Annotated in this window: 22 protein-coding genes, 1 other RNA gene and 1 pseudogene; 13 read left to right on the top strand and 11 right to left on the bottom strand. The window is 74.6% G+C overall.

What is annotated here, in order from left to right; translation table 11 throughout:
* Positions 1–17 precede the first annotated feature (17 nt).
* From smpB to OVA14_RS09380, 4 genes are all read left to right on the top strand, one after another.
* Positions 18–494, top strand: a complete 477-nt coding sequence (smpB, locus tag OVA14_RS09365) for an SsrA-binding protein SmpB (RefSeq protein ID WP_267503630.1) — start codon at positions 18–20, stop codon at positions 492–494.
* A gap of 102 nt (positions 495–596) precedes the next feature.
* Positions 597–1,625: an ATP-dependent 6-phosphofructokinase gene (locus tag OVA14_RS09370; RefSeq protein WP_267503631.1), complete on the top strand. Its 1,029-nt coding sequence runs from the start codon at positions 597–599 to the stop codon at positions 1,623–1,625.
* Between the two features lie 179 nt (positions 1,626–1,804).
* Positions 1,805–2,175: a transfer-messenger RNA gene (gene ssrA, locus OVA14_RS09375) on the top strand.
* A gap of 83 nt (positions 2,176–2,258) precedes the next feature.
* Positions 2,259–3,629, top strand: coding sequence for an NAD-dependent succinate-semialdehyde dehydrogenase (locus OVA14_RS09380; protein WP_267503632.1), 1,371 nt, complete (start codon positions 2,259–2,261; stop codon positions 3,627–3,629).
* Positions 3,630–3,685: 56 nt separating this feature from the next.
* Here OVA14_RS09380 and OVA14_RS09385 read toward each other — a convergent pair whose 3' ends face one another.
* Both OVA14_RS09385 and OVA14_RS09390 read right to left on the bottom strand, forming a co-directional pair.
* Positions 3,686–4,486 (bottom strand): SDR family NAD(P)-dependent oxidoreductase, encoded by an 801-nt coding sequence (locus OVA14_RS09385; RefSeq protein ID WP_267503633.1) that lies wholly within the window; start codon positions 4,484–4,486, stop codon positions 3,686–3,688.
* A 313-nt stretch (positions 4,487–4,799) separates the two neighbouring features.
* The gene (locus tag OVA14_RS09390; protein ID WP_267503634.1) at positions 4,800–5,090 is read right to left on the bottom strand and encodes a rhodanese-like domain-containing protein; all 291 of its coding nucleotides are present in this window, start codon (positions 5,088–5,090) and stop codon (positions 4,800–4,802) included.
* Between the two features lie 45 nt (positions 5,091–5,135).
* On the opposite strand from OVA14_RS09390, the gene OVA14_RS09395 reads away from it, so the two are divergent.
* On the top strand, positions 5,136–5,606 hold the full coding sequence (locus OVA14_RS09395; RefSeq protein WP_267503635.1) for a VOC family protein: 471 nt from the start codon (positions 5,136–5,138) through the stop codon (positions 5,604–5,606).
* Between the two features lie 21 nt (positions 5,607–5,627).
* On the opposite strand, the gene OVA14_RS09400 is transcribed toward OVA14_RS09395, so the two are convergent.
* From OVA14_RS09400 to aroA, 3 genes are read right to left on the bottom strand one after another with little or no spacing between them, the layout of a single operon-like run.
* Complete coding sequence (locus OVA14_RS09400) at positions 5,628–6,410, bottom strand: inositol monophosphatase family protein (RefSeq protein ID WP_267503636.1); 783 nt, start codon at positions 6,408–6,410, stop codon at positions 5,628–5,630.
* A gap of 43 nt (positions 6,411–6,453) precedes the next feature.
* Positions 6,454–7,494, bottom strand: a complete 1,041-nt coding sequence (rsgA, locus tag OVA14_RS09405; protein ID WP_267503637.1) for a ribosome small subunit-dependent GTPase A — start codon at positions 7,492–7,494, stop codon at positions 6,454–6,456.
* A gap of 3 nt (positions 7,495–7,497) precedes the next feature.
* Complete coding sequence (gene aroA, locus OVA14_RS09410; RefSeq protein ID WP_267503638.1) at positions 7,498–8,808, bottom strand: 3-phosphoshikimate 1-carboxyvinyltransferase; 1,311 nt, start codon at positions 8,806–8,808, stop codon at positions 7,498–7,500.
* Positions 8,809–8,900: 92 nt separating this feature from the next.
* Between aroA and OVA14_RS09415 the strand changes: the two genes are divergently transcribed.
* Together OVA14_RS09415 and OVA14_RS09420 are read left to right on the top strand one after the other, a co-directional pair.
* Positions 8,901–9,488 (top strand): sigma-70 family RNA polymerase sigma factor, encoded by a 588-nt coding sequence (locus OVA14_RS09415; protein WP_267503639.1) that lies wholly within the window; start codon positions 8,901–8,903, stop codon positions 9,486–9,488.
* The gene (locus tag OVA14_RS09420) at positions 9,485–9,745 is read left to right on the top strand and encodes a zf-HC2 domain-containing protein (RefSeq protein ID WP_267503640.1); all 261 of its coding nucleotides are present in this window, start codon (positions 9,485–9,487) and stop codon (positions 9,743–9,745) included. Before OVA14_RS09415 ends, OVA14_RS09420 begins: the two co-directional genes overlap by 4 nt.
* A gap of 75 nt (positions 9,746–9,820) precedes the next feature.
* Here OVA14_RS09420 and aceB read toward each other — a convergent pair whose 3' ends face one another.
* Positions 9,821–11,518 carry a malate synthase A gene (gene aceB, locus OVA14_RS09425; protein ID WP_267503641.1) on the bottom strand — a complete coding sequence of 566 codons (1,698 nt, stop codon included), beginning with the start codon at positions 11,516–11,518 and terminating at the stop codon, positions 9,821–9,823.
* 25 nt (positions 11,519–11,543) lie between these two features.
* The gene (aceA, locus tag OVA14_RS09430) at positions 11,544–12,854 is read right to left on the bottom strand and encodes an isocitrate lyase (RefSeq protein WP_420710583.1); all 1,311 of its coding nucleotides are present in this window, start codon (positions 12,852–12,854) and stop codon (positions 11,544–11,546) included.
* Between the two features lie 153 nt (positions 12,855–13,007).
* Between aceA and OVA14_RS09435 the strand changes: the two genes are divergently transcribed.
* Positions 13,008–14,501: a helix-turn-helix transcriptional regulator gene (locus tag OVA14_RS09435; protein ID WP_267503642.1), complete on the top strand. Its 1,494-nt coding sequence runs from the start codon at positions 13,008–13,010 to the stop codon at positions 14,499–14,501.
* Positions 14,502–14,556: 55 nt separating this feature from the next.
* Here the strand turns inward: OVA14_RS09435 and OVA14_RS09440 are convergent, their stop codons facing one another.
* The 3 genes from OVA14_RS09440 to OVA14_RS09450 form a co-directional block, all read right to left on the bottom strand.
* Positions 14,557–14,994 carry an adenylyltransferase/cytidyltransferase family protein gene (locus OVA14_RS09440; protein ID WP_267503643.1) on the bottom strand — a complete coding sequence of 146 codons (438 nt, stop codon included), beginning with the start codon at positions 14,992–14,994 and terminating at the stop codon, positions 14,557–14,559.
* 64 nt (positions 14,995–15,058) lie between these two features.
* Positions 15,059–16,036, bottom strand: coding sequence for a glycosyltransferase family 2 protein (locus tag OVA14_RS09445; RefSeq protein ID WP_267503644.1), 978 nt, complete (start codon positions 16,034–16,036; stop codon positions 15,059–15,061).
* Positions 16,033–17,064, bottom strand: coding sequence for a glycosyl transferase (locus tag OVA14_RS09450; protein WP_267503645.1), 1,032 nt, complete (start codon positions 17,062–17,064; stop codon positions 16,033–16,035). The genes OVA14_RS09445 and OVA14_RS09450 overlap by 4 nt, the downstream gene beginning before the upstream one ends.
* Before the next feature lie 114 nt (positions 17,065–17,178).
* On the opposite strand from OVA14_RS09450, the gene OVA14_RS09455 reads away from it, so the two are divergent.
* From OVA14_RS09455 to OVA14_RS09465, 3 genes and pseudogenes are all read left to right on the top strand, one after another.
* A complete protein-coding gene (locus OVA14_RS09455) occupies positions 17,179–17,919 on the top strand; it encodes a CDP-alcohol phosphatidyltransferase family protein (RefSeq protein WP_267503646.1) in 741 nt (246 codons plus the stop codon).
* 905 nt (positions 17,920–18,824) lie between these two features.
* A pseudogene (locus OVA14_RS09460) lies at positions 18,825–18,989 on the top strand (low molecular weight phosphotyrosine protein phosphatase); the annotation flags it as partial.
* Between the two features lie 79 nt (positions 18,990–19,068).
* Positions 19,069–19,461 carry a hypothetical protein gene (locus tag OVA14_RS09465; protein ID WP_267505604.1) on the top strand — a complete coding sequence of 131 codons (393 nt, stop codon included), beginning with the start codon at positions 19,069–19,071 and terminating at the stop codon, positions 19,459–19,461.
* Here the strand turns inward: OVA14_RS09465 and OVA14_RS09470 are convergent.
* Positions 19,430–20,518 (bottom strand): glycosyltransferase, encoded by a 1,089-nt coding sequence (locus OVA14_RS09470; RefSeq protein ID WP_267503647.1) that lies wholly within the window; start codon positions 20,516–20,518, stop codon positions 19,430–19,432. The two genes, OVA14_RS09465 and OVA14_RS09470, sit on opposite strands and share 32 nt — an antisense overlap.
* 391 nt (positions 20,519–20,909) lie before the next feature.
* On the opposite strand from OVA14_RS09470, the gene OVA14_RS09475 reads away from it, so the two are divergent.
* Both OVA14_RS09475 and OVA14_RS09480 read left to right on the top strand, forming a co-directional pair.
* Positions 20,910–21,359, top strand: a complete 450-nt coding sequence (locus tag OVA14_RS09475) for a hypothetical protein (protein ID WP_267503648.1) — start codon at positions 20,910–20,912, stop codon at positions 21,357–21,359.
* 17 nt (positions 21,360–21,376) lie between these two features.
* A complete protein-coding gene (locus OVA14_RS09480) occupies positions 21,377–24,889 on the top strand; it encodes a PKD domain-containing protein (protein ID WP_267503649.1) in 3,513 nt (1,170 codons plus the stop codon).
* Positions 24,890–24,922 lie beyond the last annotated feature (33 nt).

Below are 24,922 nucleotides of genomic sequence, written 5' to 3' on the forward strand. Positions count from 1 at the left end.
GACCACAGGAGGGCACCATGCCGCGCGAGACGGGCCAGAAGGTCGTGGCGCAGAACCGCAAGGCGCGCCACGACTACACGATCGAGGATCGGTTCGAGGCGGGCCTCGTGCTCACGGGCACCGAGGTCAAGTCGCTGCGCGCCGGCCGCGCCTCGCTCGTCGACGGCTACGCGTACGTCGACCGCGGGGAGGCCTGGCTCGACGCCGTGCACATCCCCGAGTACGGCCAGGGCACGTGGACCAACCACCCGCCGCGCCGCAAGCGCAAGCTGCTGCTGCACCGCCACGAGATCGACAAGCTGCAGGCGAAGGTCGCGCAGGGCGGCTACACCCTCGTCCCGCTCTCGCTGTACTTCCTCGACGGCCGCGCGAAGGTCGAGCTCGCCGTGGCGAAGGGCAAGAAGGACTACGACAAGCGCCACGCGCTGCGCGAGCGGCAGGACAAGCGCGAGGCGGAGCGCGCCATGCGCACCCGCAACCGCATGAACGAGTAGCGCGCCGCCCCGCCGCCGGCTCGTTCGACAAGGCACGCGCGGTTCGCTTGGATGGTGAGCGCCGGCGGGATCCACCCAGGCGAAGCCGGCGGAAGGTTCCCCATGCGAGTCGGCATCCTCACATCCGGCGGCGACTGCCCCGGCCTCAACGCGGTCATCAGGGCCGCCGTCCTCACCGGCATGAAGCACCACGGCCTCGAGTTCGTGGGCATCCGCGACGGCTATCGCGGCCTCGTCGACGGCGACGTGCGCGTGCTCAACCGATCGGCGGTGCGCGGCATCTCGCGCATCGGCGGCACGATCCTCGGCACGAGCCGCACGAACCCCTACGAGGGCGACGCGGGCGGCGGCGCGAACGTCGCGAAGACGCTCGACCGCCTCGGCATCGACGCGGTCATGGCGATCGGCGGCGAGGGCACCCTCGCGGCCGCCAAGCGGCTGGCCGACGAGGGCATCCCGATCGTCGGCGTGCCGAAGACGATCGACAACGACCTCGCGGCCACCGACTACACCTTCGGCTTCGACACCGCGGTGCAGATCGCCACGGAGGCCGGCGACCGCCTGCGCACCACGGGCGACTCGCACATGCGCTGCATGGTGCTCGAGGTCATGGGCCGCCACGTCGGCTGGATCGCGCTGCACACGGGCATCGCCACGGGCGCCCACGTGACGCTCATCCCCGAGCAGCCGCGCTCGATCGAGTGGATCGCCGACTACGTGCAGCAGGTCTACGACCGCCGCCGCGCGCCGCTCGTCGTGGTCTCGGAGGGCTTCAAGCTCGAGGGCATGGAGGAGGAGTACTCGCGCAAGGGCCTCGACGCCTTCAATCGCCCGCGCCTCGGCGGCATCGGCGAGGTCATCGCGCCGATGATCGAGGAGCGCACCGGCATCGAGTCGCGCGCGACGGTGCTCGGCCACATCCAGCGCGGCGGCGCGCCCTCGGGGGCCGACCGCGTGCTCGCCACCCGCTTCGGGCTGGCCGCGACCGAGGCCGTCGTCGACGGCGACTGGGGCACCATGGTCTCGCTCAAGGGCACCGAGATCGTCCGCGTCGGCCTCGCCGACGCGCTCGGCGACCTCAAGCGCGTGCCGGAGCACCGCTACCGCGAGGCCGAGGCGCTCTTCGGCTGATCGGCGACCGCGGCGTCGTCGCAGCGCCCGCACGCCCAGGAGGGCCGCTGCGACGACGACCGCGACGCGCCTCCTTGCGCCCGCCTCGGACGGGCTCGTAGGATGGAGGGCTGGCATCGCCGGCTCGCGCCGGTCCGCCGGCCCCACAACTCCACAGCGTGCGACTCGCACCACTCCATGGGGATGATCGGTTTCGACAGCGCCTCAGTCGGAGCGGGAAGCGGGTAGAGGATCCAGGGTCATCTCTGCAACGCCCCCTGGGAACCAATAGGTGCCAACGCTAAGCGCACCGACTTCGCCCTCGCTGCCTAAGCGAGCCTGAAGTCCGTCAGACCGGGTCTGCCCTCGCCCCGGACCCTGGCGTCATCAAGAGGGCTTGCTGCGATGCTGCGTCTCAGGGCATCGCGGGACTTTCGCTGAGGCTGGGCTCGTCGACCTAGATGCTCAGGGCAAAGGTCGGAGCCGAGCAGAACGCCCTTCCTGAGCTGCACCCGGAGAAGCCGCACGGTCCGAGCGTTGGACGGGGGTTCGATTCCCCCCATCTCCACCACCGGTCGCGAGTCGCACGCTGTGAGAGGCCACGCCTCCGCCCCACTACGCTGGGCGTCGAACGACGCTGCGAGGAGGCATTGCGTGAGCGACTACAAGGTCACCGACCCGTACACGGGCGAGGTCGTCAAGGAGTACCCGACGGCCACCGACGAGGAGATCCGCGCCGCGCTCGAGCGCGCGCACGCGGCCTTCGCCGTCTGGAGCCGGACGCCGATCGCCGAGCGCGCCGCGGTGCTCTCGAAGGCGGCGCAGCTGTTCGCGGAGCGCTCGCGCGAGCTCGCCGAGATCATCCGCACCGAGATGGGCAAGCCGCTCGGCCAGGGCATCTTCGAGGCCGAGTTCTCGGGCGAGATCATCCAGTACTACGCGGACCACGGCGAGGCGTTCCTCGCCGACGAGATCCTCGAGAACCGCGGCGGCGTCGACGCGCGGGTCCGGAAGTCGGCCCAGGGCGCGATCCTCGGCATCATGCCCTGGAACTTCCCCTACTACCAGGTCGCGCGCTTCGCGTTCCCGAACCTCATGCTCGGCAACACGGTCATCCTCAAGCACGCGCCGCAGTGCCCGTGGTCGGCGACGACGATCGCCGAGATCCTCGAGGAGGCCGGCCTGCCGGCGGGCGCGTACGAGAACGTCTTCGCGACGAACGAGCAGATCTCCGAGATCGTGATCCCGGATGCGCGCGTGCGCGGCATCTCGCTCACGGGCTCCGAGCGCGCGGGCGCCGCGGTCGCCGAGGTCGCCGGCCGCAACCTCAAGAAGGTCGTGCTCGAGCTCGGCGGCTCCGACCCGTTCATCGTGCTCTCGGCCGACGACCTCGACGCGGTCGTCGACAACGCGCTCGAGACCCGCATGGAGAACTCGGGCCAGTCGTGCAACGCCTCGAAGCGCTTCATCGTCGTCGACGAGCTCTACGACGCCTTCACCGCGAAGCTCGCCGAGAAGGTGGCGGCGCTGCCGATCGGCGGACCCGAGGACGAGGACGCCACCGTCGGCCCGCTCTCGTCCCAGGCCGCGGCCGACCGCATCCGCGAGCAGGTGTCCTCCGCGATCGCCGAGGGCGCGCAGGTGCTCGCGGGCGACGTGGCCTCGAGCGGCGACGCGCGCGTGCAGCCCGCGCTGCTCGGCGGCGTGACCGACGACATGGAGGCGTACCGCGAGGAGCTCTTCGGCCCGGTCGGCACCGTCTACCGCGCGAAGGACGTCGACGACGCCGTGCGCATCGCCAACGACACCCCGTTCGGCCTCGGCTCGCGCCTGTGGTGCAGCGACCCCGAGCTCGCGCGCGAGGTCGCCGACCGCATCGACGCGGGCATGGTCGCCATCAACGGCGCGGGCGCCGAGGACTACGACATGCCCTTCGGCGGCACCAAGCGCTCGGGCTTCGGCCGCGAGCTCGGGCCGCACGGCATGGAGGAGTTCATGAACCGCAAGCTCGTCGTCATGCCCTGACGTCGCGCGCAGCAGGAGGCCCGGACCGGACGGTCCGGGCCTCCGTGCGTGCGGCGTCAGTCGAGCAGCCCCTGCATCCGCTTCGCGATGATGCCGCCGACCTTGGCCGGCACCAGCCGGGCGAGGCGGTCGAGGGCGCGGGCGTCCTTGCCGATGACGACGCGCGGGGCGCCGGACGCGATCGCGTCGACGATCTGCGCAGCGGCGGCCTGCGGCGTCGTCATGGTCGCGGCGGCGGCCGAGGTGTCGGCCGAGGCGCGCATCGTGACGCCCGAGTTGCCGGTGATGTTCGTGCCGACGCCGCCCGGGAAGACGACGGTGACGGCGACGCCCGTGCCCTCGAGCTCGGCGTGCATGCCCTCGGTGAGCAGCTTCACGGCGGCCTTCGATGCGCCGTAGGCCGACTGGCCGGGCACGGGCGCGAGCGCGCCCATGCTCGAGACGTTGAGGAGCGCGGACTCCGAGCGCGCGCGCAGGTGCGGCAGGAACGCCATCGTCGTGTGCACGACGCCCCAGAAGTTCACCTGCATCACGCGCTCGATCTGCTCGTAGGGCAGGTCGCCGATTCGCTGGAAGGGCTGGATGATGCCGGCCACGTTGAGCAGGCCGTCGACCTGCCCGTGCGCGGCGACGACGGCCTCCGGCAGCGCCTCGACGGCGGCGCGGTCGGCGACGGAGGCGACGTGAGTGCTCAGGCGGTCGCCGATGCCCGCGAGGCGGGCGGTCTCGGCGAGCCCCTCGGCGGAGAGGTCGACGGCGGCGACGCGCGCGCCGCGCGCGAGCAGGGCGAGCACGACCTCCCGGCCGATGCCGTTGCCGCCGCCGGTGACGACGAAGGTGCGCTGCGCGATCTGCATGGGGGCCTCCCGGGTGCGGGGCGCCGCCGACGACGCCGTCGCGCCGATGCTACGCCGGGCGTCGGCATCCGGGTGTCGGCATCCGTGCCCGCGCCGCTGATCGCCGAGCGGTCGCATGCGGCTGCGCGAGGGGCACCGGGGCCACCACGAGCGACCCCTCGACGGGCGCGTGTGGCGGGAGCGACCGGTCGGCGAGCGGGCGTGGCGGGGGCGACCGCTCGGCGAGGGGGCGTGGCGGGGGCGACCGCTCGGCGGCCGCGCGTGGCGGGAGCGACCGCTCGGGGAGCAGCGGGGGGCGCGGCGGGGAGCGCTGCTAGGCGACGACGCCGACCATGGGGCGGCCGTCGGCCGCCCACGCGGCCGTGCCGCCCGCGACGTTCACGACGTCGAGGCCCTGCTGCTCGAGGTAGGCCACGACCTGCGCCGAGCGCCCGCCCGAGCGGCAGATGATCGCGGCGCCGTCGGGCACCTCGCCGAGCCGCGCCACGACCTCGCCCATCGGGATGTGGACGGCGCCCACGGCGTGGCCCGCATCCCACTCGTGCTGCTCGCGCACGTCGACGAGCGGGCGGTCGGCGACCTCGGCCGGGGTGATCTCACGCATGGATCGAGGCTAGCGCGGGCCGCGCCCGGCGAGCATCATGGCGGCATGGCTCACGTGCGCACCTGCCTCTGGTTCGACGGACGCATCGAGGAGGCCGCCGAGCGCTACGTGGCGCTCGTGCCCGGCTCCCGCATCCTCGCCGTCACCCGCTACCCGGAGGGCAACCCCTTCCCGAGCGGCTCGCCGGGCGAGGCCCTCACGGTCGACCTCGAGCTCGCGGGCGTGCCCTACCAGCTGCTCGACGGCGGGCCGCTGTTCCCGCAGACCGAGGCCGCCTCGATCGTCGTCACGGTCGACGGCCAGGAGGAGGTCGACCGGCTGTGGGAGGGGCTCGTCGCCGACGGGGGCGCGGAGTCGCAGTGCGGCTGGTGCAAGGACCGCTACGGCGTCTCGTGGCAGGTGGTGCCGCAGCAGCTCGTCGACCTCATGCAGGGGCCGCACGCGCAGGCCGTGACGCAGGCGATGCTCTCGATGCGGAAGCTCGACGTCGCCGCGCTCGAGGCGGCTGCGCACTAGCAGCCCGCGGCCGTCCGCCCGTCAGCGCGCGAGGCGGCGCAGCAGCTCGGCGTGGAGCACGCCGTTCGTGGCGAGCGCCGAGCCGTGCCAGGGGCCGGGCTCGCCGTCGACCGAGGTGAAGGCGCCGCCGGCCTCCTCGACCACGGGCACGAGCGCCGCCATGTCGTACGGCTTCAGGTCGAACTCGCCCACGGCGTCGACCTTGCCCTCGGCGAGCAGCATGTAGCTCCAGGCGTCGCCGTAGGAGCGGGCGCGCCAGACGTCGCGCTGCAGCGCGACGAGGTCGCCGATGCGGCCCGCGCCGTCCCAGCCCTGGATCGAGTTGTACGAGATCGCGGCGTCGGCGAGGTCGGCGACCTCCGAGACGCGGATGCGCTGCGGCGCCGCGCCCTCGCCCCGCTTCCACGCGCCAGAGCCCTGCGCCGCCCACCAGCGCCCGCCGAGCGCCGGGGAGGAGACGACGCCCACCACCGGGTGCCCGTCGACCGCGAGCGCGATGAGCGTGGCCCACACGGGCGCGCCGCGCAGGAAGTGCGCGGTGCCGTCGATGGGGTCGATGATCCACTGGCGCGGAGCCTGGCCCGAGCTGCCGAACTCCTCGCCGAAGACCGCGTCGTCCGGCCGCTCGTCGGCGAGCATGTCGCGGATGCGGCGCTCGACGGCCCTGTCCGCGTCGGTGACGTGCGTGGCGTCCGGCTTCGTCGTCACCTCGAGGTCCCGCGCGCCGAAGCGCTCCATCGAGATCGCATCGGCGGCGTCCGCCATGCGGAGCGCGAGGTCGAGGTCGGCGTCGTAGCGGCTCATGCCCCCAGCCTAGGCGCGAGGCGGCGCGGCGCCGCGGGCCGCGTCACTCCTCGAAGCGCTGCCTGCGGGCGGCGACGAGCGTCGCGAGCATGCGCTGCATCGAGGCGACGCGGCGCGGCTCGAGCCGGCCCTCGGCCGCGGCGATCGCGAGCTCGCAGTACTCCTCGTCGGGCTGGTGCGTGCAGCCGCGCGGGCAGTCCTCGGCGACGGCCGCGAGGTCGGGGAAGCCCTGCAGCACGTTGGCGGTGGCGACGTGGCCGAGGCCGAAGGATCGCACGCCCGGGGTGTCGATGATCCAGCCGTCGCCGAGCTTGAACGAGACGGTGGAGGAGGACGTGTGGCGGCCGCGGCCCGTCACGGCGTTGACGTGGCTCACGGCGCGGTTCGCGCTCGGCACGAGCGCGTTCACGAGCGTCGACTTGCCGACGCCGGAGTGGCCGACCGCGACGGTCGTGTGGCCGTCGAGCCGGCTGCGGAGCGCCTCGACGGGCGGCGCGTCGATCGACGAACGCCACACCTCGATGTCGAGACCCTCGAAGTTCGCGAGGAACGGCTCGGGGTCGGCGACGTCGGTCTTCGTCACGACGAGCACCGGCGTGATGCCGGCGTCGAGCGCGGCGACGAGGTAGCGGTCGACGAGGCCGGGGCGCGGCTCCGGATCGGCGGCCGCGACGACCATGAGCAGCACGTCGGCGTTCGCGACGATGACGCGCTCGACGACATCGACGTCGTCGGCGGAGCGGCGCAGCACCGTCGTGCGCGGCTGGATGCGCACGATGCGCGCGAGCGTGCCCTCGTCGCCCGTCGTGTCGCCCACGACGTCGACGCGGTCGCCCGCGACGATCGCCTGGCGGCGGAGCTCCCGAGCGCGCGCGGCGGTGACGACCGACTCGTCGGGCTCGCCGACGCGCACGGCGAGCGTGTAACGGCCGCGGTCCACGGCGGTCACGATGCCGGTGACGGCATCCTCGTGCGCGGGCCGGTGCTTCGACCGCGCGCGGTTCGCCTTGGGGTTCGGGCGCTCGCGCACGCTCGACTCGTCGTACGCGTCGTACGGGTCCTCGTAGTCGCCGAGCCAGCTCATCGGCTAGGCCCGCCCGCCCTCGAGCATGGCGGCCCAGAGCTCGGGGAACTCGGGGATGGTCTTCGCGGTCGCGCCGATGTCGTCGACCTCGACGCCGGGCACGCGGAGGCCCACGACGGCGCCCGCGGTCGCGATCCGGTGGTCGTCGTAGGCGCTCCAGGCGCCGCCCGCGAGCCTGCCGGGCTCGACGCGGATGCCGTCGGGCAGCGCGGTCGCGGTGCCGCCGACCGCCACGATGTCGTCGACGAGCGCCTGGATGCGGTCGGTCTCGTGCCCGCGGATGTGGCCGACGCCCGTGATCTCGACCGGCGCGGAGGCGAGGGCGCCCAGCGCGGCGATCGTGGGCGCGAGCTCGCCCGCCGCGTGCATGTCGAGCTCGGCGCCGGGGATGGCCCCGCCGACGGCCTCGAGCGTGAGCGCACCGTCGTGGAACGAGGTGCTGGCGCCGAACGCGCCCAGCAGCTCCGGCAGCATCCTGCCCACCTGGGTCGTCTCGGCAGGCCAGCCGTCGAGCACGATGCGCCCGCCCACGGCGACGACGGCGGCGAGGAAGGGCGCGGCGTTCGAGAGGTCGGGCTCGATCTGCTCGTCGAGCGCGGCGATGGGCCCGGGCTCGACGCGCCAGGTGCGCTCGTCGACCGTGCGGGCGTCGACGCCCCGCAGCCGCAGCGCCTCGAGCGTCATCTCGATGTGGGGGAGGGAGGGCAGGCGCGCGCCCTCGTGGCGCAGCGTCAGCCCCTCGTCGAAGCGCGCCGCCGCGAGCAGCAGCGCGGAGACGAACTGGCTCGAGGCGCTCGCGTCGATCGTGACCTCGCCGCCGCGCACCGATCCCTGCCCGTGCACCGTGAAGGGCAGCCGCGGCGCCTCGGCGTCGACGCGCACGCCGAGCGCGCGGAGCGACGCGATCGTCTGGTCCATGGGGCGCTCGCGCGCGTAGGGGTCGCCGTCGAAGGCGACGGGGCCCTCGGCGAGGGCCGCGACGATCGGCAGGAAGCGCATGGCTGTGCCGGCGAGGCCGCAGTCGATCGCGCCGCCGCCCACGAGCGCGCCCGGCTCGATCCGGAGGTCCGGGCCGAAGAGGCCGTCGCCCGTGACCTCGGCGATCGAGGCGCCGAGCGCACGGAGGCCCTCGACCATGATCGTCGCGTCGCGGCTGCGGAGCGGCCGGTGCAGCGTGCTCGGGCCCTCGGCGAGCGCTGCGAGCAGCAGGGCGCGGTTCGTGAGGCTCTTCGATCCCGGCAGCTGCACGCGCGCGTCGATGCGTGCGGTCGCGGTGGGGGCGGTCCACGGTCGGGAATGCTGGGCCTCGGTCATCGGTTCCAATCTAGAGGCCCGCGCCACCGCCGGGCCGGACGGATGCGCAGGAAGGGGGCCGAGTGCCGCTCGCGACACTAGACTCGCCCGCGATGACGACCGAGCAGACCGCTGCCGCCAAGCGCGACGACTTCGTCGAGCAGGCGATGCAGTACGCCGACCAGCTGTACGGCGCCGCGATGCGCATGACGCGCAACCCGGCCGACGCCGCCGACCTCGTGCAGGAGACGCTGCTCAAGGCCTACGCCGCGTACGACTCGTTCAAGCCCGGCACCAACCTGCGGGCCTGGCTGTACCGCATCCAGACGAACACCTACATCAACACCTACCGAAAGCAGCAGCGTCGGCCCTTCGAGGCGCCGCTCGACGACATGGAGGAGTGGCAGATCGGCGACGCCGAGTCGATGTCGGCCTCCTCGTCGCGCAGCGCCGAGGCCGAGGCGATCGACCGGATGCCGTCGGGCATCGTCACGCAGGCGCTGCAGTCGATCTCGGAGGACTTCCGCATGGCGGTCTACTGGGTCGACGTCGAGGGCCTCAGCTACGCCGAGACGGCCGAGGTCATGCACACCCCCGTCGGCACCGTCATGAGCCGCCTGCACCGCGGCCGACGGCTGCTGCGCGGCCTGCTCGCAGACTACGCGCGCGAGCAGGGGATCACCGTGGAGGAGAAGCCGTGATCGAGCAGAAGGAGTCGAAGGGCGACTGCCGCGAGGCGCGCGCCGCCCTCGAGGAGTACCTGCACAACGAGCTGTGCTCGGAGGACGCCGCCGACGTGCGCGCGCACCTGGCCGAGTGCCCCGACTGCAGCGCCGAGCACCACGTGGGCGTCACGCTCACCCACGCGCTCCAGGGCGCGTGCAAGGATCGCGCGCCGGAGGAGCTGCGGGCGAAGCTGCTCGCGAGCCTCCGCGCCGCGAAGGCCGAGCACGAGTAGCCGCACGCGCGGCCGCACGACGACGAGCGGGGATCCGGCGCGGCCGGGTCCCCGCTCGCGTGCGCAGGGCGGCGCTCAGGCGGCCTCGAGCTCCTCGTCCTCGAAGCCCTGCTCGCCCTCCTCGGCCGCCGCCTGCACCGGGATCGAGCCGGTGATCGGCCGGGGGGTGCCCTCGCCGAGGTACCGCTCGGTGCCGGCGAGGGTGAGGAAGGCCGGGTAGGCCTCCTCGAGCGCGGTCTCGCGGAACAGCGCGATCGCCTCGTCGAAGCGGTCGCCCTCGAAGCGCTCGAGCTCGGCCGCGAGCGCGTCGACGAGCGCCTGGCAGCGCTCGCGCGTGATCGTCCTGCCGTCGTCGGTCACCGACTCGTTGTGGATCCACTGCCACACCTGCGAGCGCGAGATCTCGGCCGTCGCGGCGTCCTCCATGAGGGAGTGGATCGCGACGGCGCCGTGGCCGCGGAGCCACGCCTCGCAGTAGCGGATGCCGATCTCGACGTTCGAGCGCAGGCCCTGCTCGGTGATCGATCCCTCGATGCTCGCGAGGTCGATGAGCGCGGCGCCGTCGACCGGCACCTCCTCGCGGGTGCGCGCCAGCTGGTTCGGCGCCTCGCCGAGCACCGCCGCGAAGGCCGCGCGGCAGGTCTCCACGAGCCCCGGGTGCGCGACCCAGGAGCCGTCGAAGCCGTCGCCGGCCTCGCGCGCCTTGTCGGCCGCGACGGCCGCGAGCGCCCGCTCGGTGGCCTCCGGGTCCTTCGCGCTCGGCACGAACGCGGCCATGCCGCCGATCGCGTGGGCGCCGCGGCGGTGGCACGCGCGCACGAGCTGCTCGGTGTACGCCCGCATGAACGGCGCCGTCATCGTGATCCGCGCGCGGTCCGGGAGCACGAACTCCGGCCCGCGCAGGCGGAAGGCCTTGATGATCGAGAACAGGTAGTCCCAGCGGCCGGCGTTGAGGCCCGCCGCGTGGTCGCGGAGCTCCCAGAGGATCTCCTCCATCTCGAACGCCGCCGTGATCGTCTCGATGAGCACGGTCGCGCGGATCGTGCCCTGCGGCAGCACGAGCAGGCGCTGCGCGACGACGAAGACCTCGTTCCAGAGCCGCGCCTCCTCGTGGCTCTCGAGCTTCGGCAGGTAGAAGTAGGGCCCGCGGCCGCGCGCGACGAGCTCGTCGGCGTTGTGGAACAGGTGCAGGCCGAAGTCCACGAGCGCGCCCGACATGGGCGTGCCGTCGACGAGGATGCGGTGCTCGTCGAGGTGCCAGCCGCGCGGCCGCACGACGATCGTGGGCGTCTCGGCGGCCGTCACCCGGTACTCCTTGCCCTCCGGGCTCGTGAACGCGATGCGGTCGCGGATCGCGTCCTGCAGGTTCACCTGGCTCGCGATGACGTTGCGCCACAGCGGGCTCGAGGCGTCCTCGCAGTCGGCGAGCCAGACCTTCGCGCCCGAGTTGAGCGCGTTGATGGTCATCTTGCGCTCGATGGGGCCGGTGATCTCGACCCTGCGGTCCTCGAGGCCCGGCGCCGGGGGAGCGACGCGCCAGGAGGCGTCCTCGCGGATGCGGCGGGTCTCCTCGCGGAAGCCGGGGTCGGCGCCCTCGGCGAAGGCCGCGCGCCGCTGCCGGCGCACCCGCAGCAGGTGCTGGCGGGTGGGCTCGAAGCGGTCGTGCAGCTGCAGGAGGAACGCGAGCGCGTGCTCGGTGAGGACGCGCTCCTGGCCCTCCGCCTGCGCGGTGATGCGGATGCGGCTGCTGCCGCCGGTGGTCGTGGTGTCCATGGTGGTCTCCTCCCGGGGTCGCGGATCAGTGGAACTGCTCGGTCTCGGTGCTGCCCGCGAGCGCGAGCGTGCCCGAGGCGGGGTTGAGGGCGGTGGCGACGAGGTCGAACCAGCCGGTACCGACCTCGCGCTGGTGCTTCGTGGCCGTGTAGCCCTCCGCCTCGGCGGCGAACTCGCGCTCCTGGAGGGCGACGTAGGCCGTCATGTCGTGCTCGGCGTAGCCCTTGGCGAGCTCGAACATCGAGTGGTTGAGGGCGTGGAAGCCCGCGAGGGTGATGAACTGGAAGCGGAAGCCCATGGCGCCCAGCTCCCGCTGGAAGCGCGCGATGTCGGCGTCGTCGAGGTGCTTGCGCCAGTTGAACGAGGGCGAGCAGTTGTAGGCGAGCAGCTGGTCGGGGAACTCGGCCTTGATGCCCTCGGCGAAGCGGCGCGCGACCTCGAGGTCGGGCTTGCCCGTCTCCATCCACAGGAGGTCGGCGTACGGCGCGTAGGCGCGGCCGCGCGCGATGCACGGCTCGATGCCGTTCCGCACCTCGTAGAAGCCCTCGCTCGTGCGGCCGCCGGTGAGGAAGGGGCGGTCGCGCTCGTCGACGTCGCTCGTGAGCAGCGTCGCCGCCTCGGCGTCGGTGCGGGCGATGATGACGCTCGGCACCTGCTCGACGTCGGCCGCGAGGCGCGCGGCGTTCAGCGTGCGGACGTGCTGCTGCGTGGGGATGAGCACCTTGCCGCCCAGGTGGCCGCACTTCTTCTCGCTCGCCAGCTGGTCCTCCCAGTGCACGCCGGCCGCGCCCGAGGCGATCATGCCGCGCATGAGCTCGAAGGCGTTGAGCGGGCCGCCGAAGCCGGCCTCGGCGTCGGCGACGATCGGCGCGAGCCAGTCGCGGCTCGTCGCTCCCGTCTCGCCGCGCTCGACCTGGTCGGCACGCTGCAGCGCGTTGTTGATGCGGCGCACGACCGCGGGCACGGAGTTGGCGGGGTAGAGCGACTGGTCGGGGTAGGTCTGGCCCGCGAGGTTCGCGTCGGCCGCCACCTGCCACCCCGAGAGGTAGATGGCCTCGAGGCCCGCGCGCACCTGCTGCACGGCCTGGTTGCCGGTGAGGGCGCCGAGCGCGCGCACGGGCGACTCGTCGGTCGTGAGGCGGTGGAAGAGGCGCTCGGCGCCGCGGCGGGCGAGCGTGCGCTCCTCGACGACCGAGCCCTGGAGACGGACGACGTCGGCGGCCGAGTAGTCGCGCTCGACGCCGCTCCAGCGGGGGTCGGCGGCCCACTCGAGCTCGAGGCGCGCGGCCTGCTCGGCCATGGTGCTCGGCGTCTGCGCCGGGGTCTGCTCCTGCATGATGTCCTCCTCGTCATCGCCCCCATCGGGGGTGGTGGAAGCCACTCTGCGGGCACTTCTGCGGCCGTGCGCCCCCTGCGCGATGTGAAGAAGTGCACTTCTCTCGCATCCGGGAGGAGTCCGCGCGCGCCGCAGCGGCCGTACGATCGCCGCATGGACGACGCCGCCCTCTCGCCGCCCGGCGCATGGCACCGCAGCGCACCCGCGCACGAGCGGCCGCCCGCCGAGGTCGACGCCCGGCACCTCGGCAAGGCCCTCCGCCACCACCGCAGGCGCGCGGGCCTCACCCTCGACGCCGTGCGCGACGCCACCGGCATCGCGCCGAGCCAGCTCTCGGCGATCGAGACCGGCAAGCGGGAAGCGCGCTTCTCGGCCCTGCAGCAGCTCGCGGCCCTCTACGGCGTCGGCCTCGACGCGCTCACGGGCACCGCGCCGCCCTCGGCGCGCGCCGCCCGCGAGCTGGAGCTCGAGCGCGTCATGGCCTCGAGCGCCTGGCAGCAGGCGCAGCTGCCCACGTTCCGCATCGGCCCGCGCACGCCCGACGACGTGCTCGAGACGGTGCTCGCGCTCGTCGAGCGGCTGGATCGGGCGCAGGAGGAGCGCGTCGCGACGCCCGAGGAGGCGCGGCGCGCGAACACGCAGCTGCGGGCCGAGATGCGCGCGCGCGACAACCACTTCCCCGAGATCGAGGCGGAGGCGCGGCGCGTGCTCGAGCGCGTCGGCTACCAGGCGGGCCCGCTCTCGCAGCACCTCGTCGCCGCGGTCACCGAGCGCCTCGGCTTCACGGTGCACGACGCCGCCGACCTGCCGCACTCCACCCGCTCCGTCACCGACCTCAAGCACCGCCGCATCTACCTCTCGCGCTCGCAGCGCACGGGCCACGACCCGCGCTCGGTGCTGCTGCAGGCGCTCGGGCACCACGTGCTCGGCCACGCGGTGCCGCGCGACTACGGGGAGTTCCTGCGGCAGCGGATCGAGACGAACTACTTCGCGGCCGCCCTCCTCATGCCCGAGCGCACCGCCGTCGCGTTCCTCGCCGAGGCGAAGCAGGCGCGGCAGCTCGCGGTCGAGGACCTCCGCGACGCCTTCGCCGTCTCGTACGAGGCGGCCGCCCATCGCCTCACGAACCTCGCGACCGTGCACCTGGGCATCCCGCTGCACTTCCAGAAGGTGCACGAGTCGGGGATCATCTACAAGGCCTACGAGAACGACGGCGTCACCTTCCCCGCCGACCACACGGGAGCCATCGAAGGCCAGCCCGTGTGCCGCTCCTGGACGAGCCGCGAGGTCTTCGACGCGGCCGACCGCGTGAACGCCTTCGAGCAGTACACCGAGACGCCCGCGGGCACGTTCTGGTGCACCGCGATGACCGAGCGCAGCCCGCAGGGCGAGTTCTCGCTCTCGATCGGCGTGCCCTTCAGCCAGGCGCGCTGGTTCCGCGGCCGCGCCACGAAGCACCGCTCGCGGTCCGCGTGCCCGGATCCCACCTGCTGCCGGCAGCCGCCGGCCGAGCTGCTCGCCGACTGGGCGGGGCAGGCGTGGCCGAGCGCGAGGGCGCACTCGCACCTGCTCGCGGCGCTGCCGCCGGGCGCGTTCCCGGGCGTCGACGAGACCGAGGTGTACGCGTTCCTCGCCTCGCGGGCCTGAGGCGGGCGATCCCGAGGTCGCGGAGGCCCGAGGCCGGCGAGCGGCGGAGGCCCGCTCAGGAGCCGGTGGCGGCGGCGTCGAGCTGGGCGAGGGCGCGGCGCAGCGCGGTGCTCGAGGTGTGCGCGGTGTAGGGGAAGTACACGACCTCGACGCCGTGGGCGCCGAGCGACTGCTCGAGGCGCAGCCCCTTCTCGGTGCCGCGCCAGTCGTCGCCCTTGAAGCAGTGCGTGAAGCCGAGCTCGCGCCACGCGTCGACCTTGTCGGGCGTCGACTCCACGTGCACGCGATCGACGTACCGCACCGCGCGCACGATCTCGACGCGCTCGACCTCGGGCACGACGGGGCTGATGCCCTTGACGAGCTGCAGCATCTCGTCGCTCACGACGCCGGCGATGAGCACGTCGCAACGCTCGCGGGCGTGGCGGAGGATGTTCAGGTGCCCGACGTGGAAGAGGTCGAAGGCCCCCGCCGCGTAGCCGATCCGCTGTGCCATGCACGCCCCCCCGTGGGGTCGGGCGCCGCGCGCTGGGCTCGACGCCTCCTGTTCCGTAACGCTGTTACGCACAGTAGCACGCGGTGATCAGGATGCGGGAGCGGCAGGCGCTGCAGGGGCGGGGCGGCCGTACTCGGGCTCGAAGCGGCCGAGCGCGCCCAGCACCCTGCCCTGCGCGAACCACAGCCTGCGCTGGAAGGTGGCGCTCGCGGCCACGTCGCCGCGCAGGCGCGCGAGCCGCTCCGCCGCGGCGAACACGGGCACGCGCGCGAGCCCGCCCACGAGGTGTCCCGCGCGCTTCGCCGCGCGCGCCGAGGGCAGGCTCGTCGCGGCTCATGATGCGCACGCGCACCTGCCCCTGGCAGACGGCCCTGCGATGCACGAAGGCGCGCGTCGTGCGGGCGGCGACGATGTCGTCGCGCGCGACCGACTCGGCGGAGGCGACGATCGTGCCGCCGGCCGCGAGGAGGCGGTGCCCGAAGTCGAGGTCGGAGCCGCCGGAGAGCCCGAGCGCGACGTCGAAGGCGACGCCGAGCTCGCGCGCCCGCCGCGGGTCGATGAGCACGTTGCCGGTCGAGAGCGCCTGCAGCGGCGTGCCGGTGGGGAAGCGCGTGCGGCGCATGAAGCCGCCGGCCGCGACCCACGGGTCGGTGCCCTCGGGCCACACGTAGCGCACGAAGCCCATGACCGCGTCGGGCCGGTGCGCCTGCCAGGTCTCGACGAGCCCCGCGAGCCAGCCGGGCTCGGGCACGAGGTCGTCGTCGATCATGACGACGAGCTCGTCGCCCTCCGCGGCCTCGAGCGCCGCCTGCCTCGCCGCCGCGATGCCGGGAGCGGGCACGTGGAGGTGCCCGACGCCGAGCGCCGCCGCCGTCTCGCGCGCCGACGCCTCCGGGTCGTTGTCGACCAGCAGGATGCGCCACTGCGCCGGCGCCTCGGCCGCGTCGGCCGCGATCGCCGCGACGAGCTCGGGCAGCAGGGCGGTGCGCCGGTAGGTGGGCACCGCGATCACGACGCGGGGCGCCGGGGCGCCGGCGCTCATCGCGCGGCCCTCCGGTGCGCGACCGCCGCGCGGAAGGCCTCGCGGTGGGCGACGCCCGCGTCGCGCCAGTCGCGCGCCGAGAGGTCGGGCGGCGACGCGGGCGGGCTCGCCGCGGCCTCCGCGAAGCGCAGCAGGTCGTCGGCCGCGAGGTCGCCCTCGAAGGTGCGGATCCAGCCCGGGCCCACCTCGTCGGCGAGCGCCTCGACCACGGGGCCTGCGGGCACGAGCACCGGCCGGCGCAGCGAGAGCGCCGCGAGGACCGAGCCCGAGTTGTGCATGGCTCGGTACGGTAGCACCACGCCGGACGATCGTGTAACGGTGTCCGCGAAGTCGGCCTCGGTGAGGTAGCGCAGGTCGAGCTCGACCCGCGGGTCCGCCGCCGCTCGGCCCCGCACCTCGCGCTCGATGGCGGGCGACGTGGGCGAGCCCGCGACGCGGAGGCGCAGCGCGCCGCCCTCGGCGCCCGTCGCGGCGAACGCGTCGAGCAGCCCCTCCACGCCCTTGTACGGGCGGATGAGCCCCACGTAGGCGAGCAGGCCCGGCTCGGCCGCCGCCTGCGGCATCGGCGCGAACCAGTCGACGTAGTGCCCGTGCGGGATGAGGGTCGCGCCCGAGCCCTCCGGCACGGGCGTGTGGCTGTTGAGGAGGATGCGGTGGTCGGCCCGCCGCTCGACCCACGCGAGGAAGCGCCGATCCCAGCCGCGCGCGCCCTCCGGCAGCCCGAGGTTGTGCGCCGTCCGCACGAGCGCGACGGGCGTGATCGAGAGCCGGATGCGCAGCGCGAGCGCGAAGGCGCGGCGCGCGAGGGCGCGGGAGGGCGTCGAGCCGCCCAGCAGCGTCTCCGGCCAGTGCAGGTGCAGGGCGTCGTAGCGGCCCAGCAGCGCGCGGCGGCGGTCGAGCCGCAGGTGCTCGACGCCGGGCGTCGCCGCGAGCGCGGCGTCGAGCATGTGCAGGTAGGGGTTGGTGGTGGGGCGCACCGCGGCGAACGACTGCATCACCCGGATCGGGCGGGGCGCAGAGCTCGTCATGCGGCTCAGCATGCCACCTTGCGCGCCGCGGGCGAGGCCCTACACTCATCCCAATCCCGCGCGTCCGGGCTCCGGGCGGCAGCGGTCGGGGTGCAGCTGACAGGGGTGCCTGCCGTGTCCGAGTCCTTCGTCGACGCCCATCGGCGGCTCGCGGCCGCCCAGAAGGGGCACGCGCGCGGCGCGCCCGCGTACTCCGTCTACGTCAACCGCCGGATCGGCCGCGTGCTCGCCGCGGCGGCGCACCGCCGCGGGTGGACGCCCAACGGCGCGACGGCGGTGAGCGCCGCCCACACCTTCCTCGGCATCGCGCTGCTCGTGCTGCTGCCCGCCGCGTGGTGGACGGGCCTCGTCGTCGCCGCGCTGCTCGTGCTCGGCTACGCCTGGGACTCGGCCGACGGCCAGATCGCGCGGCTCCGCGGCGGCGGGAGCCTCGCGGGGGAGTGGCTCGACCACTTCGTCGACGCGCTGAAGATCGCCTGCCTGCACCTCGCCGTGCTGCTCGCGCTGTGGCTGCACACGCCCGTGCGCGACACCGCGTGGATGCTCGTGCCCCTCGTCGCCTCGATCGTCGGCGTCGTCACCTTCTTCGGCATGCTCCTCAACGACCTGCTGAAGGGCAAGGCGGGCGTCGCCTCGACGCACGCGCGCGGCGGCGGCACGCTCGGCAGGTCGCTGCTGCTGCTGCCCACCGACTTCGGCCTCCAGTGCCTGCTCTTCGCGCTGTGGGGCTGGACGACCGGGTTCCTGTGGGCCTACGCGGCGCTCGCGGCCCTGAACGGCGCCTTCCTCGTGCTCGCCGCCGTGCGCTGGTACCGAGAGATCCGCGGCATCGACCGCGCCTCGGCGGCCGCATGAGCGGCGCGGCGCCCACGCGCTTCGCGGTCGTCGTCGTGAGCTTCGGCTCGAGCGCGCTGCTCGCCCGAAACGCCGCGCGGCTCGAGCTGCCGGAGGGCGGCACGGTCGTCGTCGTCGACTGCTTCTCGAGCGGCGCCGAGCGCGAGCGCGTGCGCGCGCTCGGCGAGCGGCACGGCTGGCGCACGCTGCTGCTCGACGAGAACGCGGGCTTCGGCGGCGGCACGAACGCGGGCGCCGCCGCGGCGCTCGAGGACGGTGCCGAGGTGCTCGTGGCGCTCAACCCGGACGCGACGACCGACGCGGCCTCGCTCGAACGCCTCGTCGCGGCGGTGGCCGCCGACCCGATGCTGCTCGCCTCGCCCACGATCCTCTCGGGCGAGGGGCGGCCGTGGTTCGCGGGCGCCGACCTCTACCTCGACGACGGCCGGGTGCGCGCGGCCTCCGCCAGGGCGCGCGAGCCCGACGCCCGGCGGCGGGCCTGGGCGACGGGCGCGTGCTTCGCCGTCTCGGCCCCGCTCTGGCGGCGCCTCGGCGGCTTCGACGAGGACTACTTCCTCTACTGGGAGGACATCGACCTCTCGCACCGGGCGCTCGACGCGGGCGCGAGGATGGCGCTCGTCGACGCCGTGGTCGTGCACGAGCCCGGCGGGACGCAGGAGGCCTCGGCGCCCGGCCGCGCGAAGTCGGAGGCGTACTACTACTTCAACATCCGCAACCGCATGCTCTACGCGGTCAAGCACCTCGACGGCGTCGACGTGCGGCGGTGGCGGCGCAGCGACGCGCGCGTCGCGCGCGGCGTCGTGCTGCGCGGCGGTCGTGCGCAGGCTGCTGCGCTCGCTCGCGCCGTGGCGCGCCTACCTGCGCGGGCTCCGCGACGGCCGCCGCATCGCGCGCGGGAGCCTGCGATGACGGGCGAGGCCAGCATCCTCGTCGTCTGCGCCGCGAACGTCTGCCGCTCGCCGCTCGCCGAGCTCGTGCTGCGCGAGGAGCTCGCCGCCCGCGGGTTCGGCGGCGTCGTCGTCTCGAGCGCGGGCGTGCGCGCGATCGAGGGCGCCGGCGCGTGCGAGGACGTCGTGGCGCTCCGCGACGGCGCGGACTGGCGCGCCCGCTGCGCGCGGCACCGCTCGCGGCAGGCTCGATGCCGAGGCGGTGGACGGCGCGGCCCTCGTGCTCGCCGCGACCCGCGAGATCCGCTCAGCGGTGGTCGCCGCGGTGCCCGCGGCGCGCCGGCGCGCGTTCACGCTCCGCGAGGCGCTCTGGCTCGGTGCGGGGTTCGAGTCCGTCGACGTCGACGGCGAGCGGCTCGACGAGGGCGAGCGGGCCGTGCGCGCGCTCGCGGCGCACCTCGACGAGCGGCGGGGCCTGCGCACGCCGCCCGCGCCGCCGGCGCGCCGATGGTTCCGGCCGACGCCGGACCCGTTCGACATCGAGGACGGGCACGGCAGGCGCGGCGGAGCGCACCGCCAGGCCCTCCGCGAGGTCGATCAGGCGGCGCGCGAGCTCGGGCGGCTCATCGCGGGAGCGCCGGCCGCGGCGCGCTGACGAGCTCGGCCGCCGCGGCGCGCAGGCTCCGCGCGGCGGCCTCCCACGTGCAGCGCTCGGCGATGGCGCGCGAGGCCGCGCTCGGCGGGCGCCGGTCCCAGGTGGCGTCGATCGCCTCGGCGATGCGCGCGACGTCGAGCGGCGGCACGAGCGCCGCGATGCCGCCGACCATCTCCCGGTGCACCGGGATGTCGCTCGCGACGAGCGGCGGCCCCATCGAGGCCGCCTCGACCGAGGGCATGTCGAAGCCCTCGTCGAGGCTGAGGGCGAGCACGAGCGCCGCGTTCGCGTAGAGCCAGGCGAGCTCGGCGTCCGGCACGTGCCCGAGCAGCACGATGCTGCCGTCCTCGAGCAGCGGGCGCGCGGCCTCCGGGATCTCGGCCCCGATGCCGGAGTGCGCGGTGCCGCCGACGACGTAGAGGGGCGAGGCGGGACCGATGCGCGCGGCGCGAGCCGCGGCGAGCATCGCGGTGCCGAGGTTCTTGCGCACGTTGAGCCGGCCGACGACGACGGCGTAGCGCTGCCCCTCGGGCACGGCCGCGGGTCGCGTGCCGGGCGCCGCGAGCGCGGCGGGCACGCCGAGGCCCGTGACGACCGCGGGCGGGAGGTGCGGCGCGAGGCGCGCGATGCGGGCGGCCTCGGTCGACGTCGAGGCCGCGATCGCCGAGGCTCGGCGGGCCCAGGGGAGCATCGGCGCGAAGTAGCGCCGCTCGGCGGCCGAGAACCACTCGGGGTGGTCCTCGAACATCACGTCGTGGATGAAGACGAGGGAAGCGCCGGAGGCGGGGGCGTAGTTGTGGCACAGGGCGAGGTCGGCGCCGAGGCGGGCCGCAAGGCGCGGCAGCTCCCAGCGGTTGGCCGCGGCGTGGGGCCACAGCCGCGTGCGGACCGCCTCGACGCCGGCGGGCAGGTCGTCGGCGGCGGCGTCGAGCCGCAGCGCGAGCACGAGGCGGTCCTCGGGGAAGGCCTCTGCCCAAGCGGCGATGAGCTCGCGCTGCACCGTCCGGTTCGCGCCCGGGCCGCGGTCCCACCAGAACGCGTCGCACAGGATCCGCACGGGTCCCCCTCCTCCGGCCCGGCCGTCGGGCGCTCGCCTGAGGGCATGCTAAGCGAAACAACGCAGTTTCAGTAACGGTGTTATGCCATGCTCCTGCCAAGCATCGCCCAGGGTGCGACCGGCCGGGAGGCCGCTCGGACCGGGCGATCCGAGATCGGGGGACCCATGGCAGCGCAGGCTCGCAGCGGAGGGCGCGCAGCCACGCGCGCCGGCATCGTCGGCATCCTCGGAGCCGTCGTCGTGTCGCTCGCGACCGCGTGCGGCGCGGCGAGCCCCGCGACCACCGCGAGCCCGAGCGGCACCGCCGCGGCGCCCGCCCCCAGCCAGAGCACGGCCGTCTCCGGCCCCACGGCCCCGGCGCCCTCGCCGAGCGCCGGCAGGCTCGACCCCCGTGCCGCAGCCCGGGCCCACGCAGGCCGCAGCTGCCCCGACGACGGCGCCGGAGCTCCCCACCGTGGAGGGGCCGCTCGACGAGGCGATCCCGCTCGACACCGGCTTCGAGATCGAGATCGTCTCGATCCGGGCCGTGCAGGTCGCGGCCACGACGCCGGGCGAGGTCGCGGGCTCGGCCCTCCGCGTCGAGGTGCTCGCGCGCAACGGCTCCCAGCAGCCGCAGTCGGTGGACTCCGCGGTCGTCACCCTCGTCGCCGCCGACGGCGAGCCCGGCATCGACACGACCGCGGGCTCGCCCTCGCCGCTGCGCGGCACCGTCGCGCCCGGCGACGCCGTCACGGGCTCTTACGTCTTCATGCTCGACCCAGCCGACGGCCGCGAGGTCACCGTCTCGGTCAACTACGCCGCCGGCCAGCCGGTCGCGGTCTTCACCGGCACCACCGCTTGACACAGATGGAGAGCACCATGCCAGCACGTCGCCGGCCCGCGAGGGCCGCCATCCTCGCAGCGGCGAGCACCCTCGCCGCCGCTGCGATGGTGCTCGCGGGGCTCACGCCCGCGAGCGCCGCTCCTCCCGGGCCCGTCACGCTGCAGCAGCGCGACGGCAGCGTCGTCACCGCCGACCCGCTGCCCACCGTGCAGATCGACTCCGGCTACGTCTGGGCGCAGGCGATGATCGGCAACACCGTCTACGCCGTGGGCGGCTTCTCGAACGCGAGGGCCCCGCTCGCGGCGCCCGGCACGAACCTCACCCCGCGCTCGAACGCGCTCGCCTATGACATCACGACGGGCGCGCTCCTCAGCTGGGCGCCCCAGGTCAACGGCCCGGTCCGCTCGGTCGCGGTCTCGCCCGACGGCCGCCGCGTCTACATCGGCGGCAGCTTCACCCAGGTCAACGGCGCCTCGCGCTTCAACTTCGCGGCGCTCGACGCAGCGACGGGCCAGCTCGTCCCGGGCTTCGCCCCCTCGGTGGGCGGCAGCGGCGTCTTCGGCATCGTCGCCACCGCCGACACCGTCTACCTCACCGGGCGCTTCACCCAGGCGAACGGCCTCGCGCGGCAGAACAACGCGGCGTTCGCGACCGCGAACGGCGCCGTGCGGCCCTGGGCGCCGACGACCGACCGGCAGGGCGACGCCATCGTGCTCGAGCCCGGCACGGGCCGCGTCATCCTCGGCGGCCGCTTCTACCTGACGAACGGCGTCGTGCAGCGCGGCCTCGCGAACATCGATCCCGTGACGGGCGCCCTCGACCAGACCTGGCTCGCGCCGCAGACCGTCATCAACGGGTGGTCCAGCGGCACGACCGCAGGCAAGGCGGGCATCTTCGCGCTCTCGACCGACGCGACCGGCGTCTACGGCACCGGCTGGGTCTACGCGAACGTCGAGGCGGGCAACCTCGAGGGCGTCTTCGCCGCCGAGGCCGGCAGCGGCGCCATCCGCTGGATCGCCGACTGCCACGGCGACCACTACGGCGTCTGGTCCACCGGGCAGACGGTCTACGCCACGAGCCACACGCACCAGTGCGACACGGTGGGGCTCGCGCCCGAGCTCACCCCGCGCACCTTCCGCTACGCCGAGGCCTTCTCGGCCTCCGCGCAGGGCACGCTGACGCGCTCGCCCTCGGTGAGCTCGATCTACAAGGACTGGAGCGGCTACCCGGCGCCCGCGCCCTATGCGTGGTACCCCGACTTCACGGTCGGCACCGCGACGGAGATGGGCGAGGCGGGGCTCTCGATCACCGGCTCCGGCAGCTTCATCGCGATCGCCGGCGAGTTCCCGAGCGTCAACAACCAGCGCTACCAGGGCATCGTGCGGTTCTCGACCTCGCCGCCCAGCGGCAAGCGGCAGGGCCCGCGCATCGCGACCGCGGCCTGGACGCCGACCGCCAGCTCGGCCCTGCCGGGCCGGGTGCGCGTCTCGATCCCCGGCAACTGGGACCGCGACGACCGAGACCTCACCTACCAGCTGCTGCGCGCCGGCACCGCGGGCGTCGTCGCCTCGCGCACCGTCGGCAGCTCCTGGTGGAGCCAGCCCACGATCAGCTTCGACGACACCGGAGCAGCGCCGGGCGGCACCTACACCTACACGGTGCGGGCCGTCGACGGCGACGGGAACGCGGTGACGAGCTCGCCCGTGACGGTCACGGCCGCGAGCGGCGAGGCCTCGGCCTACGCGAACGGCGTGCTCGACGACGGCGCGACGCTCTACTACCCGCTCGGCACGAGCACCGCCGATGTCGCGGGCGCCAACCCGCCCGTCTTCGGCAGCGGCGCGACGGTGCGCACGCCCGGCGCGGTGCGCGGGCCCACGGGCGAGAGCGCGACGGCCTTCAACGGCACGAGCACCGGCAGGGTCTCGTCCACGACGAGCGCCTTCGCGCCCGCCTCGCTCTCGCTCGAGCTCTGGTTCAGCACCACGACGAACCGGGGCGGCAAGCTCATCGGCTTCGGCAGCGCGCAGACGGGCACCTCGAACAGCTACGACCGCCACATCTACATGCGGAACGACGGCAGGCTCGTCTTCGGGGCCTACCCGGGCCAGGTGCGCACCATCGCCTCCTCCGCGGCCTACAACGACGGCCAGTGGCACCACGCGGTCGCGACGCTCGGCGCGGGCGGCATCGCCCTCTACGTCGACGGCGCGCTCGTCGCGCAGGACGCCTCGACCACCTCGGGGGAGGGCTTCCGCGGGTTCTGGCGGATCGGCGGCGACAACCTCGGCAGCTGGCCCAACCAGCCGACCTCGAACTGGTTCTCGGGCGACATCGACGAGGTGGCGGTCTACGACCGGGTGCTGAGCGCCGAGCGGATCGCCGCCCACCACCAGATCGGCAACGGGCAGCTGCCGCCGACGGCCGCGTTCACGTCGTCGACCTCGGACCTCACGGCGTCGTTCGACGCCACGGGCTCCGCGGCCGACTCCGGCGCGACGCTCACGGGCTACAGCTGGGACTTCGGCGACGGCACGACGGGCACGGGGGCGACCCCGACGCACGCCTACGCCGCGGGCGGCACCTACGCGGTGACGCTCACGGTCACCGACAGCCGCGGCGCCACCGACACCGAGGAGCGCGACGTCGCCGTCGTGGCGCCGAACGTCGCGCCGACCGCGGCGTTCACGCCGACCATCGCGGAGCTCGCGCTCCAGGTGGACGGCAGCGCCTCCGCCGACGCGGACGGCGAGGTGGTCTCCTACGCGTGGAGCTGGGGCGACGGCACGGCGCCGGGCTCGGGCGCCACGGCCTCGCACACCTACGCGGCCGCCGGCACCTACACCGTCACCCTCACCGTCACCGACGACCGCGGCGGCACCGACACCGAGACGGCCTCGGTCGTCGCCACCGCGCCGCCCGTGCCGGCGTTCGCGGCCGCCGACGACTTCTCGCGCACCACGACGGGAGGCTGGGGCACGGCCGACGTCGGCGGGGCCTGGACGGTCGAGGGCGGCAACGGCTCGGCGACCTCGGTGGCCTCCGGCACCGGCCGCGTGACGCTGCCGGCGGGCTCCACGCGCAACGTCATGCTGCGCTCGGTCGCCCTGCGCGACGTGCGGGTCGCCGTCGACCTGTCGCTCGACGCGGCGCCCTCGGCGGGCAGCGCCTACGGCGGCATCATCCTCCGCTCGCAGGGCACGAACGACTACCGCGTGCGCACCTGGCTGCGCGACAACGGCACCGTCTGGCTCGTGCTGCAGCGCGGCTCCACCGTGCTCCGCAGCGTGCAGGTGCCCGGCATCACCCGGTCGGCCGGCGATGCCTTCACGCTCGAGGCGGAGATCACCGGCGGCGCCACGACGACGCTCTCCGCGACCCTCTGGCGGGCGGGCACGCCGAGGCCCGCCGGCTGGCAGGCGACGGCGACCGACGCCGCCTCGACCGGCACGAGCGGCGCGGTCGGCCTGCACGCGAACCGCGCGAGCACCGCCACGGCGCCCGGCACGCTGTCGTACGACGCGCTGCGGGTGACGGACCTCGGGTGACGGCGGGCGGACGCGCCGGATAGGTTGGCGCTC

The sequence above is a fragment of the Agrococcus sp. SL85 genome, from assembly GCF_026625845.1.
In the GTDB taxonomy this organism is placed as follows: domain Bacteria; phylum Actinomycetota; class Actinomycetes; order Actinomycetales; family Microbacteriaceae; genus Agrococcus.